This window comes from Streptomyces sp. NPDC002566, assembly GCF_042889585.1.
Lineage (GTDB): Bacteria > Actinomycetota > Actinomycetes > Streptomycetales > Streptomycetaceae > Streptomyces.
This window is the reverse complement of sequence record NZ_JBIARD010000004.1, coordinates 129,101-142,596: the sequence shown is the minus strand read 5'-3', so window position 1 is coordinate 142,596 and position 13,496 is coordinate 129,101. Positions and strand designations below refer to the sequence as shown.

Annotated in this window: 11 protein-coding genes; all 11 read right to left on the bottom strand. The window is 72.2% G+C overall.

The window, feature by feature from the left end; translation table 11 throughout:
• Positions 1–999, bottom strand: coding sequence for a DUF4097 domain-containing protein (locus tag ACFYXA_RS17835; protein WP_389033690.1), 999 nt, complete (start codon positions 997–999; stop codon positions 1–3).
• Between the two features lie 169 nt (positions 1,000–1,168).
• Positions 1,169–1,357 (bottom strand): DUF6104 family protein, encoded by a 189-nt coding sequence (locus ACFYXA_RS17830; protein WP_130443608.1) that lies wholly within the window; start codon positions 1,355–1,357, stop codon positions 1,169–1,171.
• Between the two features lie 218 nt (positions 1,358–1,575).
• Positions 1,576–5,376 (bottom strand): multifunctional oxoglutarate decarboxylase/oxoglutarate dehydrogenase thiamine pyrophosphate-binding subunit/dihydrolipoyllysine-residue succinyltransferase subunit, encoded by a 3,801-nt coding sequence (locus tag ACFYXA_RS17825; protein ID WP_389033686.1) that lies wholly within the window; start codon positions 5,374–5,376, stop codon positions 1,576–1,578.
• Positions 5,377–5,733: 357 nt separating this feature from the next.
• Entirely contained in the window at positions 5,734–6,837 is a 1,104-nt protein-coding gene (locus ACFYXA_RS17820; protein ID WP_352253382.1) for an ATP-binding protein, read from the bottom strand.
• Positions 6,834–7,574, bottom strand: a complete 741-nt coding sequence (locus ACFYXA_RS17815; RefSeq protein WP_130443602.1) for a response regulator transcription factor — start codon at positions 7,572–7,574, stop codon at positions 6,834–6,836. The genes ACFYXA_RS17820 and ACFYXA_RS17815 overlap by 4 nt, the downstream gene beginning before the upstream one ends.
• 129 nt (positions 7,575–7,703) lie before the next feature.
• Positions 7,704–8,381, bottom strand: a complete 678-nt coding sequence (locus ACFYXA_RS17810; protein WP_389033682.1) for a spermidine synthase — start codon at positions 8,379–8,381, stop codon at positions 7,704–7,706.
• Between the two features lie 92 nt (positions 8,382–8,473).
• Positions 8,474–9,178, bottom strand: coding sequence for an ATP-binding cassette domain-containing protein (locus ACFYXA_RS17805; RefSeq protein ID WP_389033679.1), 705 nt, complete (start codon positions 9,176–9,178; stop codon positions 8,474–8,476).
• Positions 9,175–10,167 (bottom strand): hypothetical protein, encoded by a 993-nt coding sequence (locus tag ACFYXA_RS17800; protein WP_352253388.1) that lies wholly within the window; start codon positions 10,165–10,167, stop codon positions 9,175–9,177. Before ACFYXA_RS17800 ends, ACFYXA_RS17805 begins: the two co-directional genes overlap by 4 nt.
• Positions 10,164–11,492, bottom strand: coding sequence for a hypothetical protein (locus tag ACFYXA_RS17795; RefSeq protein ID WP_389033674.1), 1,329 nt, complete (start codon positions 11,490–11,492; stop codon positions 10,164–10,166). The genes ACFYXA_RS17800 and ACFYXA_RS17795 overlap by 4 nt, the downstream gene beginning before the upstream one ends.
• Positions 11,489–12,124 carry an RNA polymerase sigma factor gene (locus tag ACFYXA_RS17790; protein WP_389033671.1) on the bottom strand — a complete coding sequence of 212 codons (636 nt, stop codon included), beginning with the start codon at positions 12,122–12,124 and terminating at the stop codon, positions 11,489–11,491. Before ACFYXA_RS17790 ends, ACFYXA_RS17795 begins: the two co-directional genes overlap by 4 nt.
• A gap of 350 nt (positions 12,125–12,474) precedes the next feature.
• Positions 12,475–13,494, bottom strand: coding sequence for a DUF5954 family protein (locus ACFYXA_RS17785; protein ID WP_389033668.1), 1,020 nt, complete (start codon positions 13,492–13,494; stop codon positions 12,475–12,477).
• Positions 13,495–13,496 lie beyond the last annotated feature (2 nt).

Sequence of the window (13,496 nt, the reverse complement as noted above, 5' to 3'; positions counted from 1 at the left end):
TCAGAGCACCTTCTTGTCGGTCGTGCTGTCGGCCGGGGCGTCGGAGGAGTCGTCCGAGGGGGGCGAGGGCGCGTCACCCGGGCCGGAAGTCGCATTGTGCCCTGTGCGGGGCTCGGAGCCGTCGGGTGACCCGGCGGCGCGCCCCTGCGTCGTCCCGGAGTCCTCCTCCGCCTCCCAGGGGCCGTCCTCCTCGGCCGCCGGGCGGCGCAGCAGGGCGATCGAGCCGGAGACCGTGGTCGCCTTCAGCCTGCCGCTGCCCGCGCCGAGCCGGCCGGTGATCCGCTTGGCGCCCCACTGGCCGCTGACCCGCAGGTCCTCGAAGGCGTTGGACACCGTGCCGCTCGCCGTGTTCGCCTCGACCTCGGCGTCCGCCGGGTGGGGCAGCCGGATCGCGATCTCACCCGAGACGCTGGTCAGGCCGATGTCGGTGGGACGGCTCGCGGGATCGAGGTCGACGATCATCGACCCGCTCACCGAGTCGGCCTTCACCGAGGAGCCCGCCTCCACGACGGTCAGGTCCCCGGAGACCGAGTTGAAGCGCAGATCGCCGGTGAGGGCCTGAGCCTCCACGCTCCCGGAGACGGTGTCCGCGCGCACCGGCCCGGTCAGCCGCACCAGCGTGGTGTCCCCGGAGACGCCCCTCACCTCGGTGCGTCCGTCGATTCCGGAGACGACCGCCCCGGCGCTCACGGCGCCCACCTCCACGCGCGTGCCCGCCGGCACGGCGAGCGAGACGACGGCGCTGCGGCGCCACCCCTTGCGGTCGAGCCACTTGAGGAACCCCTTCCAGGGCAGGTCCTCGTAGGCCACGGTCAGGATGCCGTCGCGATGGGTGACCACCAGGGGTGGTCCCTCGATGTGCGACACCTCCAGGCGGGCGGGACCGCCGTCGTCCGTGCCCACGACGTTCACCGTGCCGTTGACCACGCGTACGTGCAGCTCGCTGACCGGCTCGTCGAAGGCGAGCTTGCGCGGCTCGGCGACGGACCACTCGGACATGGCAGACCTCCCAGGCATGGGACAGAGGCGGGTGACACGCCATATCGCGTCTCCCTCCAAACACGATATATCGCGGTCACGGAAAGTCAAGACACACGAAAGGGGCGCCCCGAAGGGCGCCCCTGGACGAGGACGGCGGCGAACCGAGGACGGCGGCCGCCGGCCGGACCTACTCATCGTCCTCGTCGAACTCGTCGTCCAGCCGCGCCAGCCAGGTCGCCAGACGCTCCACCGGCACCTCGAAGTCGGGGTTCAGGTCCACGAACGTCCGCAACTGCTCGGCGAGCCACTCGAAGGTGACCTCCTCCTCGCCGCGCCGCTTCTCGAGTTCTTCGATGCCACGGTCGGTGAAGTACATGACGAGTGCTCCGTGTGTCGGTCGCAGGGAGGGGACAGCAAAAGGATAGGCGGCCCCCGCCGGCACGCCGAAGGGCGGTCTTCGGGGACCTGCACGCCGCACAGCGGCCTCCGGACCCGCACGCCGGAAGGCCGGCCTCCGGGCCCGCACGCCGAAGGGCCCGCCCCGGAAGACTCCGGGGCGGGCCCTTCGACCTGTACGGCAGGGCGTTCAGAGGCTCACGCCTCGAACACCTCGCGCACCAGCTGCTCCTGCTCCGCCTGGTGCCGCTTGGCCGAGCCGACCGCCGGCGACGAGCCGTGCGGGCGCGAGATGCGGCGCAGGCGCTCGCCGTGCGGGACGTCCGCGCCGACGGCCAGGTCCAGGTGGTCGATCAGGTTCAGGGCGATGAACGGCCAGGCGCCCTGGTTGGCCGGCTCCTCCTGGGCCCACAGGTACTTCTCGGCGTTCGGGTACTTCTTGATCTCCGCCTGGAGCTCCGCGCCCGGCAGCGGGTACAGGCGCTCGATGCGGATGATCGCCACGTCCGTCGCACCGCGCTTCTGACGCTCGGCCTCCAGGTCGTAGTACACCTTGCCGGCGCAGAAGACGACCTTGCGGACCGCGGCCGGGTCCACCGACGCGTCGCCGATGACCGGGCGGAACTGGCCCGTGGTGAACTCCTCCGCCTTCGACGCGGCGGCCTTGAGGCGCAGCATCGACTTCGGGGTGAAGACGACCAGCGGCTTGTGGTGCGGGTTGTGCACCTGCCACCGCAGGAGGTGGAAGTAGTTCGACGGCAGGGTCGGCATCGCGACCGTCATGTTGTTCTGGGCGCAGAGCTGCAGGAACCGCTCCGGGCGGGCCGACGAGTGGTCGGGGCCCTGGCCCTCGTAGCCGTGCGGGAGCAGCAGCGTGACGCCGGAGGTCTGGCCCCACTTCTGCTCCGCCGAGGAGATGAACTCGTCCACGACCGTCTGCGCGCCGTTGACGAAGTCGCCGAACTGCGCCTCCCACATCACGAGCGCGTCGGGACGGGCCAGCGAGTAGCCGTACTCGAAGCCCATCGCCGCGTACTCCGAGAGCAGCGAGTTGTAGACGTTCAGGCGCGCCTGGTCCTCGGAGAGGTACATCAGCGGCGTGAACTCCTCGCCGTTCTCACGGTCGATGATGACCGCGTGGCGCTGGCCGAACGTGCCGCGCTGGGAGTCCTGGCCGGCCAGGCGGACCGGGACGCCCTCCAGGAGGAGGGAGCCGACGGCGAGGGTCTCGCCCATGCCCCAGTCGATGGTGCCGTCCTCGACCATCGACGCACGGCGCTGGAGCTGCGGCAGCAGCCGCGGGTGCGCGGTGATGTGGTCGGGGATGTTGACCTGGGACTCGGCGATCCGCTTGACGACCTCGGCGGAGACGGCGGTGTTCACCTCGACCGGGAAGTTGTCCTGCCCGTCGCGGGAGTCGACGGCGACCGGCTGCGCGGTGGCCTCGCGGACCTCCGTGAAGACCTTCTCCAGCTGGCCCTGGTAGTCCTGGAGGGCCTGCTCGGCCTCTTCCAGGGTGATGTCGCCGCGACCGATGAGGGACTCGGTGTAGAGCTTGCGCACCGAGCGCTTCTTGTCGATCAGGTCGTACATCAGCGGCTGGGTGAAGGCCGGGTTGTCCGACTCGTTGTGACCGCGGCGGCGGTAGCAGATGAGGTCGATCACCACGTCCTTGTTGAACGCCTGGCGGAACTCGAAGGCCAGCCGCGCGACGCGGACCACGGCCTCCGGGTCGTCGCCGTTCACGTGGAAGATCGGGGCCTCGATCATGCGGGCCACGTCCGTCGCGTACATGGAGGAACGCGAGGACTCGGGGGCCGCGGTGAAGCCGACCTGGTTGTTGATGACGATGTGGACCGTGCCGCCGGTGCGGTAGCCGCGCAGCTGCGACATGTTCAGGGTCTCGGCCACCACGCCCTGGCCCGCGAAGGCCGCGTCGCCGTGGAGGGCCACCGGCAGGACGGTGAAGTCCGTGCCGCCCTTGTTGATGATGTCCTGCTTGGCGCGGGCGACGCCCTCCAGGACCGGGTCCACCGCCTCCAGGTGGGAGGGGTTCGCGACCAGGGAGACCTTGATCTGCTCGCCGTCCAGGCCGGTGAAGGTGCCCTCGGCGCCCAGGTGGTACTTCACGTCGCCGGAGCCGTGCATCGACTTCGGGTCGAGGTTGCCCTCGAACTCGCGGAAGATCTGCGCGTACGACTTGCCGACGATGTTGGCGAGGACGTTCAGGCGGCCGCGGTGGGCCATGCCGATGACGACCTCGTCCAGGCGCGACTCGGCGGCCGAGTCGATGACCGCGTCCAGCAGCGGGATGACGGACTCGCCGCCCTCCAGGGAGAAGCGCTTCTGGCCGACGTACTTCGTCTGCAGGAAGGTCTCGAAGGCTTCCGCGGCGTTCAGGCGGCGCAGGATGCGCAGCTGCTCCTCGCGCTCCGGCTTGGAGTGCGGGCGCTCGATGCGGTCCTGGATCCACTTGCGCTGCTTGGGGTCCTGGATGTGCATGAACTCGATGCCGGTGGTGCGGCAGTACGAGTCGCGCAGCACGCCGAGGATGTCGCGCAGCTTCATCAGGGACTTGCCCGAGAAGCCGCCGACCGCGAACTCGCGCTCCAGGTCCCACAGCGTGAGCCCGTGCTCGGTGATGTCCAGGTCGGGGTGCTTGCGCTGGCGGTACTCCAGCGGGTCGGTGTCGGCCATCACGTGGCCGCGGACCCGGTAGGAGTGGATCAGCTCGAAGACGCGGGCGGCCTTGGTGACGTCGTCGTCGTGGCTGGCGTCGATGTCCTTGAGCCAGCGGACCGGCTCGTAGGGGATGCGCAGGGCCTCGAAGATGTCGTCGTAGAAGCCGCTCTCGCCGAGCAGCAGGTTGGCGACCTGGCGGAGGAACTCGCCGGAGGCGGCGCCCTGGATGACCCGGTGGTCGTAGGTCGACGTGAGCGTCATGACCTTCGAGATGCCGAGCTTGTTCAGGGTGTCCTGGGAGGTGCCCTGGAACTCCGCGGGGTAGTCCATGGAGCCGACGCCCATGATGACCGACTGGCCGGGCATCAGACGCGGCACGGAGTGGACGGTGCCGAGGCCGCCGGGGTTGGTCAGGGAGACCGTGACGCCGGTGAAGTCGTCCATCGTCAGCTTGTTGTCGCGGGCGCGACGGACGATGTCCTCGTAGGCCTGCCAGAACTCGAAGAAGTTCAGCGTCTCGGCCTTCTTGATGGCCGCCACGACGAGCTGGCGGTCGCCGTTGGGCTTCACCAGGTCGATGGCCAGGCCGAGGTTGACGTGCGGCGGCTTGACGAGGGTCGGCTTGCCGTCCTTCTCGCCGAACGACCAGTTCATCGACGGCATGGCCTTGATGGCCTGCACCATCGCGAAGCCGATCAGGTGCGTGAAGGAGATCTTCCCGCCCCGGGCGCGCTTGAGGTGGTTGTTGATGACGATGCGGTTGTCGAACAGCAGCTTCACCGGGACCGCGCGCACGGACGTGGCCGTGGGCAGCTCCAGGGAGGCGTTCATGTTCTTGGCGACCGCGGCGGACGGGCCGCGCAGCGTCACGTACTCGGGTCCCTCGGAGGAACCGGCGGACCCGTCGGCGGGAGCGGCCTTCGCGGCCGGCTTGGCGGCCGGCGCGGCCTTGGCGGGCGCCGGAGCGGCCTTCGCCGGAGCCGCGGCGGCCGGGGCGGCGGCGGGCTTCGGCGCGGCGGCCGGGGCCGGCGCGGGAGCCGGGGCGGCGGGAGCCTGGGCCTGGGCCGGGGGCGTGGTGGTGGTCCCTGCGGCCCCCGCGGCCGCAGTACCCGCCGGAGCCGGAGCGCTGGCGGCCCCCGGCTTGTAGTCGGCGAAGAAGTCCCACCAGGCACGGTCTACCGAGTTCGGGTCCTGGAGGTACTGCTGATAGATCTCGTCGACGAGCCACTCGTTCGGACCGAACGCGGCAGCGGGGTTCTTACCCGCTTGGTCTGCGTCGGTCGAGATGCTCGAGTTACTGGGGGACTGTGGCGACACGGCGGCAACCGCCCTCTTCCGCTTCACAAGGTGATGGACAGCGGGAATAAAGGCTACGCCCCTCGGCGGGTGAAGGTCAGGCCGGGCTGCCGCATCGTCACGTAAGTCACATCTTCAAGCGTGTTTCAGGGGTTGAAACGGCGGGAAACAAGCGCAGTTGCGCTGCAAAAGGAAACGTTTGAAGCAGGGTGCGCGCACCGACCGCGCGACCCTCAGGCCGGTCCTTCACGAACCCCGGGCCCACCCGCGCCGACCTGCGTCGGCGCATGCCTGATCGCACCGGTCCGGCTCGCCGCCACAGGGGCGGCGGCAGCGGGAAACGCCAGTGGATCTTGTGGCTCCGGTCGGCACTTTACGTCAACTTGGCAGAGAAGGCTCTCCCGGAAGAGTGATAAGAATCCGGCAACCACGCTCGGATTCGGCCACTCCGATCCGGCCTCCGTGAAGATCGACCGCCCAGCGGGCGATCGCCAGTCCCAGTCCCGTGCCGCCGTCGCTGCCCGGACCGTGCGGCCGGCTGACGGCGCCCCGGTTGAAGCGCTCGAAGACCCGGTGCCACTCCGACCGCGGAATGCCGGGCCCCTCGTCCAGCACCTCCAGCTCCAGCGACTCCGGCAGCGGGCCCCGGCGCGCCCTGACCGTCACCCGGCCGTGCGGCGGACTGTGCTTGACCGCGTTGTCGATGAGGTTGGCGACGACCTGGTGGATGCGCTCCGGGTCCGCGTGCGCGGTCAGCTCCGGCGGGGTGACGTCCAGGTGCAGATGGACGTCCGTACGCGTGTGGCTGCCGCCCGAGCCCATCGTCGCGCGCGCGGAGGCCACCATGTTGGCCTCCTTCAGCACTCCCGACAGATACGGCCACACCTCGAACCGCCGCCTGCGCAGCGGCACCACGCCGTTGTCCAGCCGGGAGAGGTCGAGCAGGGTCTCCACCAGCCGGCCGAGCCGCTCGGTCTGCTTCAGGGCGGTGCGCATGGTCTCCGGGTCCGCCTCGGCGATCCCGTCGACCACGTTCTCCAGGACGGCGCGCAGCCCCGCGATGGGCGTGCGCAGCTCGTGGGAGACGTTGGCCACAAGCTCCTTGCGCTGGTTGTCCTGCGCCTCCAGCTCGTCCGCCATGACGTTGATCGTCTGGGCCAGGTCGCCCAGCTCGTCACGGCGGTTCTCGCTGACCCGGCGAGTGTAGTCGCCGTGCGAGATGGCCCGCGCGACCGTGTTCATCTCGTCCAGCGGCGCGGTGAGCGAATGCGCGACGAACTGCGTGATGAGCAGGGTGGCGATCATCGAGAAGACGGTGATGAAGCGCAGCTCCGTCTCGGTGCGCATGGCGATCATCATCAGTCCGGTGGTGATCAGCACCGAGATGACGACGAGCGCACCCAGCTTCGTCTTGATCGAGAACGGTCGCACTCCGCCCCAGGGTTCCCTGGAAACTCTCGGTCCGGCCGGCCCGCCGCTCATGGCGTCGGGGTCTCCAGCGCGTAGCCCACGCCGTGCACCGTGCGGATCCGCTCGGCGCCGATCTTCCGGCGCAGCGCCTTGATGTGGCTGTCGACGGTCCGGGTGCCGGAGGCGTCCGCCCAGTCCCACACCTCGGCGAGCAGCTGCTCACGCGAGAGCACCGCGCGCGGGGTGTTCGCCAGGCACACCAGCAGGTCGAACTCGGTGGGCGTCAGGTGCACGTCCTCCGAGCGCACCCGCACCCGGCGCTGCGCGTGGTCGATCTCCAGCTCGCCCAGGCGCAGGATGCCGGAGCGGGGCGTGGTGGCCGCGACCGCGGCCCGCTCCACACGGCGCAGCAGCACGTGCACGCGTGCCGCGAGCTCCCGCATGGAGAACGGCTTGGTCATGTAGTCGTCGGCGCCCACGCCGAGGCCGACGAGCATGTCGGTCTCGTCGTCGCGGGCGGTGAGCATCATCACGGGCACCGGGCGGGCGGCCTGCACCCGGCGGCACACCTCGAGGCCGTCGAAGCCGGGCAGCATGATGTCGAGGATCAGCAGGTCGGGCTGCCAGGCCTCGGCGGTGTCGACGGCCGCGGGACCGTCGCTCGCCGTTTGCACGAGGAATCCCTCGGCGCGAAGGCGGGCCGCGATGGCGTCGACGATGGTCGGGTCGTCCTCGACCACGAGGACGCGCCGCTGCGCGCCCGGGGTCGCCGTCGCCGTGCCGTTGTGTGCGGTGTGTGTCTGCTCCATCGCCCGCCCCTGGGGTGCTGTGCCGGGATCCGTGGGGTGATCCCTTGTCTGCCGTCTGCGCATGACTGCGGTTGACGCGTGAATCATTCGCGTCAGGGCAGCAGCGTACGGGGAGCCGGCGCGGCTTTGCTATCCAGGTCGGACGGCGAGATGCACGATGTCGGGTGCTCCTCGGGCAACCGGGACCTCTTCGGTACGCACCTGTTGGAACCCGGCATTCCTCAGGGTTCGCTCGAATTCGCCGGAGGGCTGTGCGGACCACACCGCGAGAACCCCACCAGGTATCAACACCCGTGCACAGCCTGTGAGTCCGGCCGGTGTGTAGAGGTCCCCGTTGCCCTCCGTGACCGTCCAGTCGGGGCCGTTGTCGATGTCGAGGCACAGCGCGTCGAAAGTGGCGTATGTCTCATTGACGTACTCCAGCAGGTCCGCTTCCGCGATCTCCGTGCGCGGGTCGGCGAGCGCGGGGCCCGAGATCGCGGCGAGCGGCCCGTCGCGGTGCCAGTCCACGACGGCGCGTTCGCGCTCCACGACGGTGATGCGGCCCCAGCGGGCGTCGGCGGCGGCGTGCGCCAGCGAGAAGCCGACGCCCAGGCCGCCGATCAGGACGCGCGGCGCGGGGCGGCCGTCGAGCGCGGCCAGCGCCGCGTCCACGAGCAGCCGCTCCGAGCGGCCGTCGGAAGTGTCCATCAGGAAGCAGCCGTTGGCGATGATCTGGAGGACCTCCCCTTGCCGGCGCAGCACCACCTCGCCGTAGGGGCCCGTGCGACGGTCCAGCACCTCGGGAAGCTCGTGGAAGACGGACATCGGTCCATCCTGGCACTCGGCCGGCCGTCCGGCGGCGGAACGCGCAAGACAGCCCGGCACCCCCGCGCGTCGGCTCGTCAGGAAGCGGCGGCTCATTCCGCGGGCGGCACGAAGGCGCCGTAGCCGCCGGCCTCGTCCAGAGCGGCGGGCGTGCCGTGGAACACGACGTTCCGCCGGTACAGGATCGTCGCGTCCGCACAGACGTCCCGAACGTCCTCGGTCAGCAGATGAGTCGACAGCAGGACACATGACGTGCGGCCCAACTCCCGCACCAGGCGGTGGAAGCGGTCCCGCTGTTCCGTGTCCAGGCCGGCCGTCGGCTCGTCAAGCAGCAGCAACTGGGGTGAGTTGACGACGGCTTGGGCGATGCCGACGCGCTGTTTCTCCCCGCCCGACAGACGGCCCAGCCGCTGCCCGAGCCGGCCGTCCAGCCCGACCGCCCGCGCGGCCCACTCCACCGCGGCCGGGATCTCCTCGCCCGGCATCTCCCGCAACCAGGCCGCGTACACCAGGAACTCACGCACGGTGTAACCGCGGAACAGGCCGAACTCCTGCGGGAGGTAGCCCAGTCGGCGCCGGATCTCCTGCCGCTGCACCGGGACGCGCGGGTCGCGGCCCAGCAGGGTGACGCTGCCCTCGGTGGCCGCCGCGGCCGTCGCCAGGATCCGCAACAGGGTCGACTTCCCTGCCCCGTTGGGCCCGAGCAGGGCGTGCACCCCGGGCCCGAGACGCAGGTCGACGCCGTCCAGGACGAGGGCACGCCGGCGTCGTACGCACAGACGCTCCGTGTGGATCACCGCCGGGCCCCCAGCCGTCCGAAGGCGTGCCGGCGCAGCACGAGCAACTCGGCGAGCACGGCGGAGACCACACCGAACACGAGCGCGCCGCCCGCCTGCACGAACTGCTCCTGGACGTCCCGCAGGGCGAGCACCAGCCGCTGGGAGCCGTCGCCCCGGTACTGCTGGGTCAGCGGCTTCGCCAGGGCGTACACCAGCAGGAACCAGCCGGCCCCCGTCGTCAGGGCGGCCGCCCAGCTGCCCCAGTAGGAGCTGAGCAGCAGCGTCGCCAGCGTCACCGTCAGGCACGGCAGCAGCCAGCTCGCCGAGGTGTACGACGACAGCCCCGCGCGCGGCATCGCGGCCGCCGCGCCCGTCAGCAGGGGCACGCACACCACCAGCGTCTGCGTGGTGCGCACCAGCAGGATGCGCAGACCGCCGGCCGGGGTGGTCCGGGTGACCTCGGCGAACGGGTCGGCCCGGCCCCCGTAGCTGCCCGCCACGCACAGCACCGGCAGCACCGGGGCGAGGAACAGCAACGCCAGACGGGGCGCGGGGGAGTGGCTGAGATGCCCGAACAGCACGCCCAGCCCGGACACGCAGGCCACGGCCACGAGCCAGGGCAGCCGCAGCACCTGGGTGGCGGCGAGCCACGGCGGCCGGTGCAGCCGCAGCCACGCGGAGACGGTGGGCCGTGCGGGCGGGCGCGCCGGTACCGGCGGGGGAACGGCGGGCGGGTCCGGCGCGGGGAGCGGGGGCGGGCCGCCGGTGACGCGGTTCAGCAGGGCCGTGTGCAGGGCGTCGAGCCGGGCCGCGTGCCCGCCCCGCCGTACGGCGGCCTCCACCGCGTCCGCGCAGCGGCGGCAGAGCAGCAGATGGGGCTCGGCCAGTCCGCGCAGCCGGGGCGCGAGGCGGCCCTCGGCGTAGGCGGCGACCCAGGAGGCGGGCAGGTGCTGCGAGAGCACCCAGGGCTCGGCGGGTGCGGGCGGGACGATCCGGGGTTCGCTCATGACGTGGTCTCCATCGGCGCAGGGGTGAGGCGGGCCTGGGTCCGGATCGCCACGAGGTACCGGCTCAGCCAGTCGGCGCGGTCGGCGGGCGACATGGAGTCGAGCCGGAAGATCACGGCCCGGGCGAGCGGATCGAGCCGCCGTTGCCGGTACTCGGCCGGCAGGAGCCACTGGATGACGGCGTCGACGATGGCCTGGTCGGGGTCGGGCCGGCAGCACCGCGTGCCCGCCAGGTACAGGGCGATGGCCCGGAAGCGCTGCTCGCGGGTGGAGTCGAGGGGAACCTCGATCGCCCATGCGCCGTCCTGCGGCAGGTCGCCCAGCAGCGTCTCGGCGGTGCCCAGGAAGTGCGTGGGCGCGCCCCGCACGCCGGCCAGGAGCCGTCCGAAGTGGGCGGCGACCTCGGTCAGCTCGTCCTTCCGCGCCGCGCGGTCGTCGGACAGGCAGACCGCCGGCACGCCGGTGGAGCAGCGGACGGCGATGGTTCCGACGCCCGCGCCGACGGCGCCCATGCGCAGCGGATCGAGCAGGGTGAGCGGCAGCAGACAGGCGACCAGGAAGACGGCGGACCCCCACAGTCTCGCCCGCAGCGCCAGGATCGTCGCCGCCGAGAGCCCGAGCGCCCCCAGGGTGACCCAGGGCAGCCAGCCCGGGACGAGCCCGTCCGTCCAGCCGGACCAGGGGTGCCCGGGCACCTCGGGCCCGACGTAGGGCCGGTCGGAGGGGAAATCGAAGCCGAGCACGTCACCGCCGTTGGAGACCATGAGCGGCCACAGGGCCGCCACTCCCACGAGCAGCGGCACGATCCGCAGCGGCAGGAGCGCGCCCAGGATGTGCGCCGTGCCCGTGGCGCCGGCCAGCACGAGCAGCGCGTGGAGCGCCGGCGCGAACGGCGGACGCCCTCCGGTGGCGGTCGGCCAGGTCACGGCCAGCATGCCCACGATGCCCAGGCCGAGGACGGCGGTCGGCCACAGCAGGGACGGCGCGAGGGACAGCAGGGCCCTGGTCCAGGGTCCGCGCGCGGCGCTGTCCCCGACCCATTCGGCGCCGGCCCGCGGTTCCGTGCCGCCGTGCCAGCAGCCGATCGCCATGGCGAAAGGGGTGAGCTGGAGCAGGCTCATATGGATGGTCCGCGCCGCTCCGAACCAGTCGCCGTCGAGCCGGCCGGACGAGTCGGTGACCAGGAGGCACAGCAGCGCGGCGAGGACGGCCGCGCCCACGGGCCAGATCCCGCGCACCAAACGCACGCGTACGACATCACGCCGGCCGCCGCCGGCAGCGGTGCGGGACGCCGGGGTCGCCGCGTCCTCCTTCGTCGTCGTCACTCCGCTCCCTCCCAGTGACCGCTGTCGGGCGAGGCCGCGTCCCGGGGCGCTTCCCCGGTCCCCGTCAGCAGCCGGGTGCGCATCCCCTCCCGGCCGCGGTGGGCCAGGGCCTTGACCGTGCCCTCGGGCACGTCGAGGTGCCGGGCGGTCTGGGCGACGGTGAGCTCGTGGACGTAGCGCAGCTCCATGACCAGGCGTTGCCGCGCCGGCAGATCGGCCAGCGCGGCGTCCAGGTCGGTCCAGCGCACGGAGGAGGCGAGCAGGCAGTCCTCCGCGGACGGGGCCACGGCGGCGTCCGGGGCGAGGCCGTCGCGGGCGGCACGGGCGGCGAGCGCCCGGGACCGCCCGCGGGCGCGCACCAGGTCGACGGCACGGCACACGGCGATCCGCAGCAGCCAGCCCGCGGCGTTGCCCTCGCGGAAGCAGGAGGCCGTCCGCCACGCGGACAGGAACGCGTCCTGCACCGCGTCCTCCGCCGTCTCGACCGGGAAGCCGTGGTTGACGAGGTACGTGAACAGGAAGCCGGCGTGACGGGCGAACAGCTCGGAGAGCGCCTCCGTGCTGCCCTGCGCCATGGCCCGCACCAGGCGGGCGTCACAGTCGGAGGGACCGCCCGGGGCGGGTGCCTCCACCGGGGCGGGAATGTCGCCCGAGCCGGCGGCTTCCGGTTCTTCGCCCGCGGAGGGACCTTCAGGTGGCAGCGGGGGGCCGGTGCAGAACCGGCACCCGGGGCAAGCGGTCATGCGCCCTCGGCGGTGGTCGTGGTCGTCAGTCAAGGCCGTTGCGTTCCCGGAGGCGGCCGCCCGTGGCATCACACGACCTACACCGATGCGCGAGGCACATGAGGTTGCGGTCGGAGGGGAACGGCGTGCGGGCAGTGGGAGCATTCGGCCGGCGCGCACGCGCCCGCGCACCACCCCTCGCGTCGCGCACGCCCCCCGACGCCCAGCGCACGCCCGCTCTTGTCCCGTCCCGGCGGACGTCAGTCGTCGTGCACCACCGTCCCGTCCTCGTGCAGGGTCGGGTGCAGCTTCATCGGGCCGTAGTCGTCGAGGTCGGACGAGCGGGGCGGCTCGGGGCCGTCCGGGCCCATGCGGACCATCCGCTCCACCCTGCAGATCCGGAACAGCCGGTCCTCCACACGGGCCTCGTCGGCGCGGCCCGCCGCCCGGTACGCCTCGGCCGCGCGCGCGTACACGGCCTTCCTCGCCTCGTCGAAGCCGTACAGCAGGGCCCAGAAGCGGGCCATCCCGTCGTGCAGCAGCCGGCGGGCCTCGTGCGGGGTGGCCATGAGGGCGCCGTGCGGGGTCCAGCCCGTGCCGTCGTGCTCGGCCACCGAGAAGCCGACGGGAAGACAGACGACGTCGGGGTGCGTCAGCACCGCGCGCGCGGAGCCCTCCCGCACGTCGGCCGGGTAGCGGGAGCCCGTGTAGGCGAAGTCCCGCAGCCCCAGCCGCAGGGCGCCCGCCATCGGCCCCTCGTCGCGGGCCGGGTCGAGGACGAACCCCAGGTCGGGGGAGGGGGTGTCGTCCCGGCCGTCCCACAGGGGCGCGGCCGGCTCCGGGTCGGTCGGGCGGGGCGGCTCCAGCCCGTCGTCCCCCATGCGCGCGAACTCGTCGCCGCGCACGACCCGGTAGCGCACGCCCAGCGCCGTCACCTCGTCGGCCGGCTCCCGCTCCAGCACCCGCACCGCGCTCAGCAGTTCCCGGCGGACGGCCGGGTCGTCGGTGTCGTCCTTCGCCTTGAACCACAGGTGGGAGTTGAGGCCGTCACGGGCCTGCTGCGGGGTGCCGTTCACGACCGGCTTGAGCAGCCGCCAGCGCGGGTCGCCGGCGGAGGTGTCCTGCGCCGCGACACCGAAGACGGGCCCGCGCGGGGCGAGGTCCGGGTAGCGCCGGGACGCCTCCACGGCGTCCGCCTCCATCACCCAGGCGACGGGGTCGTCCCGGCGGACCAGCTCCGCGTGCAGGGCGTCGAGCCGTTGCTTCCAGTCATCGGTCATGT

Excerpts from the sequence above, each read along its gene's own strand:
- ACFYXA_RS17810 (WP_389033682.1), bottom strand. The coding sequence starts at position 8,381 with ATGTCCGTCTTCCACGAGCTTCCCGAGGTGCTGGACCGTCGCACGGGC.
- ACFYXA_RS17815 (WP_130443602.1), bottom strand. The coding sequence starts at position 7,574 with ATGGAGCAGACACACACCGCACACAACGGCACGGCGACGGCGACCCCG.
- ACFYXA_RS17820 (WP_352253382.1), bottom strand. The coding sequence starts at position 6,837 with ATGAGCGGCGGGCCGGCCGGACCGAGAGTTTCCAGGGAACCCTGGGGC.
- ACFYXA_RS17830 (WP_130443608.1), bottom strand. The coding sequence starts at position 1,357 with ATGTACTTCACCGACCGTGGCATCGAAGAACTCGAGAAGCGGCGCGGC.
- ACFYXA_RS17835 (WP_389033690.1), bottom strand. The coding sequence starts at position 999 with ATGTCCGAGTGGTCCGTCGCCGAGCCGCGCAAGCTCGCCTTCGACGAG.
- ACFYXA_RS17800 (WP_352253388.1), bottom strand. The coding sequence starts at position 10,167 with ATGAGCGAACCCCGGATCGTCCCGCCCGCACCCGCCGAGCCCTGGGTG.
- ACFYXA_RS17785 (WP_389033668.1), bottom strand. The coding sequence starts at position 13,494 with ATGACCGATGACTGGAAGCAACGGCTCGACGCCCTGCACGCGGAGCTG.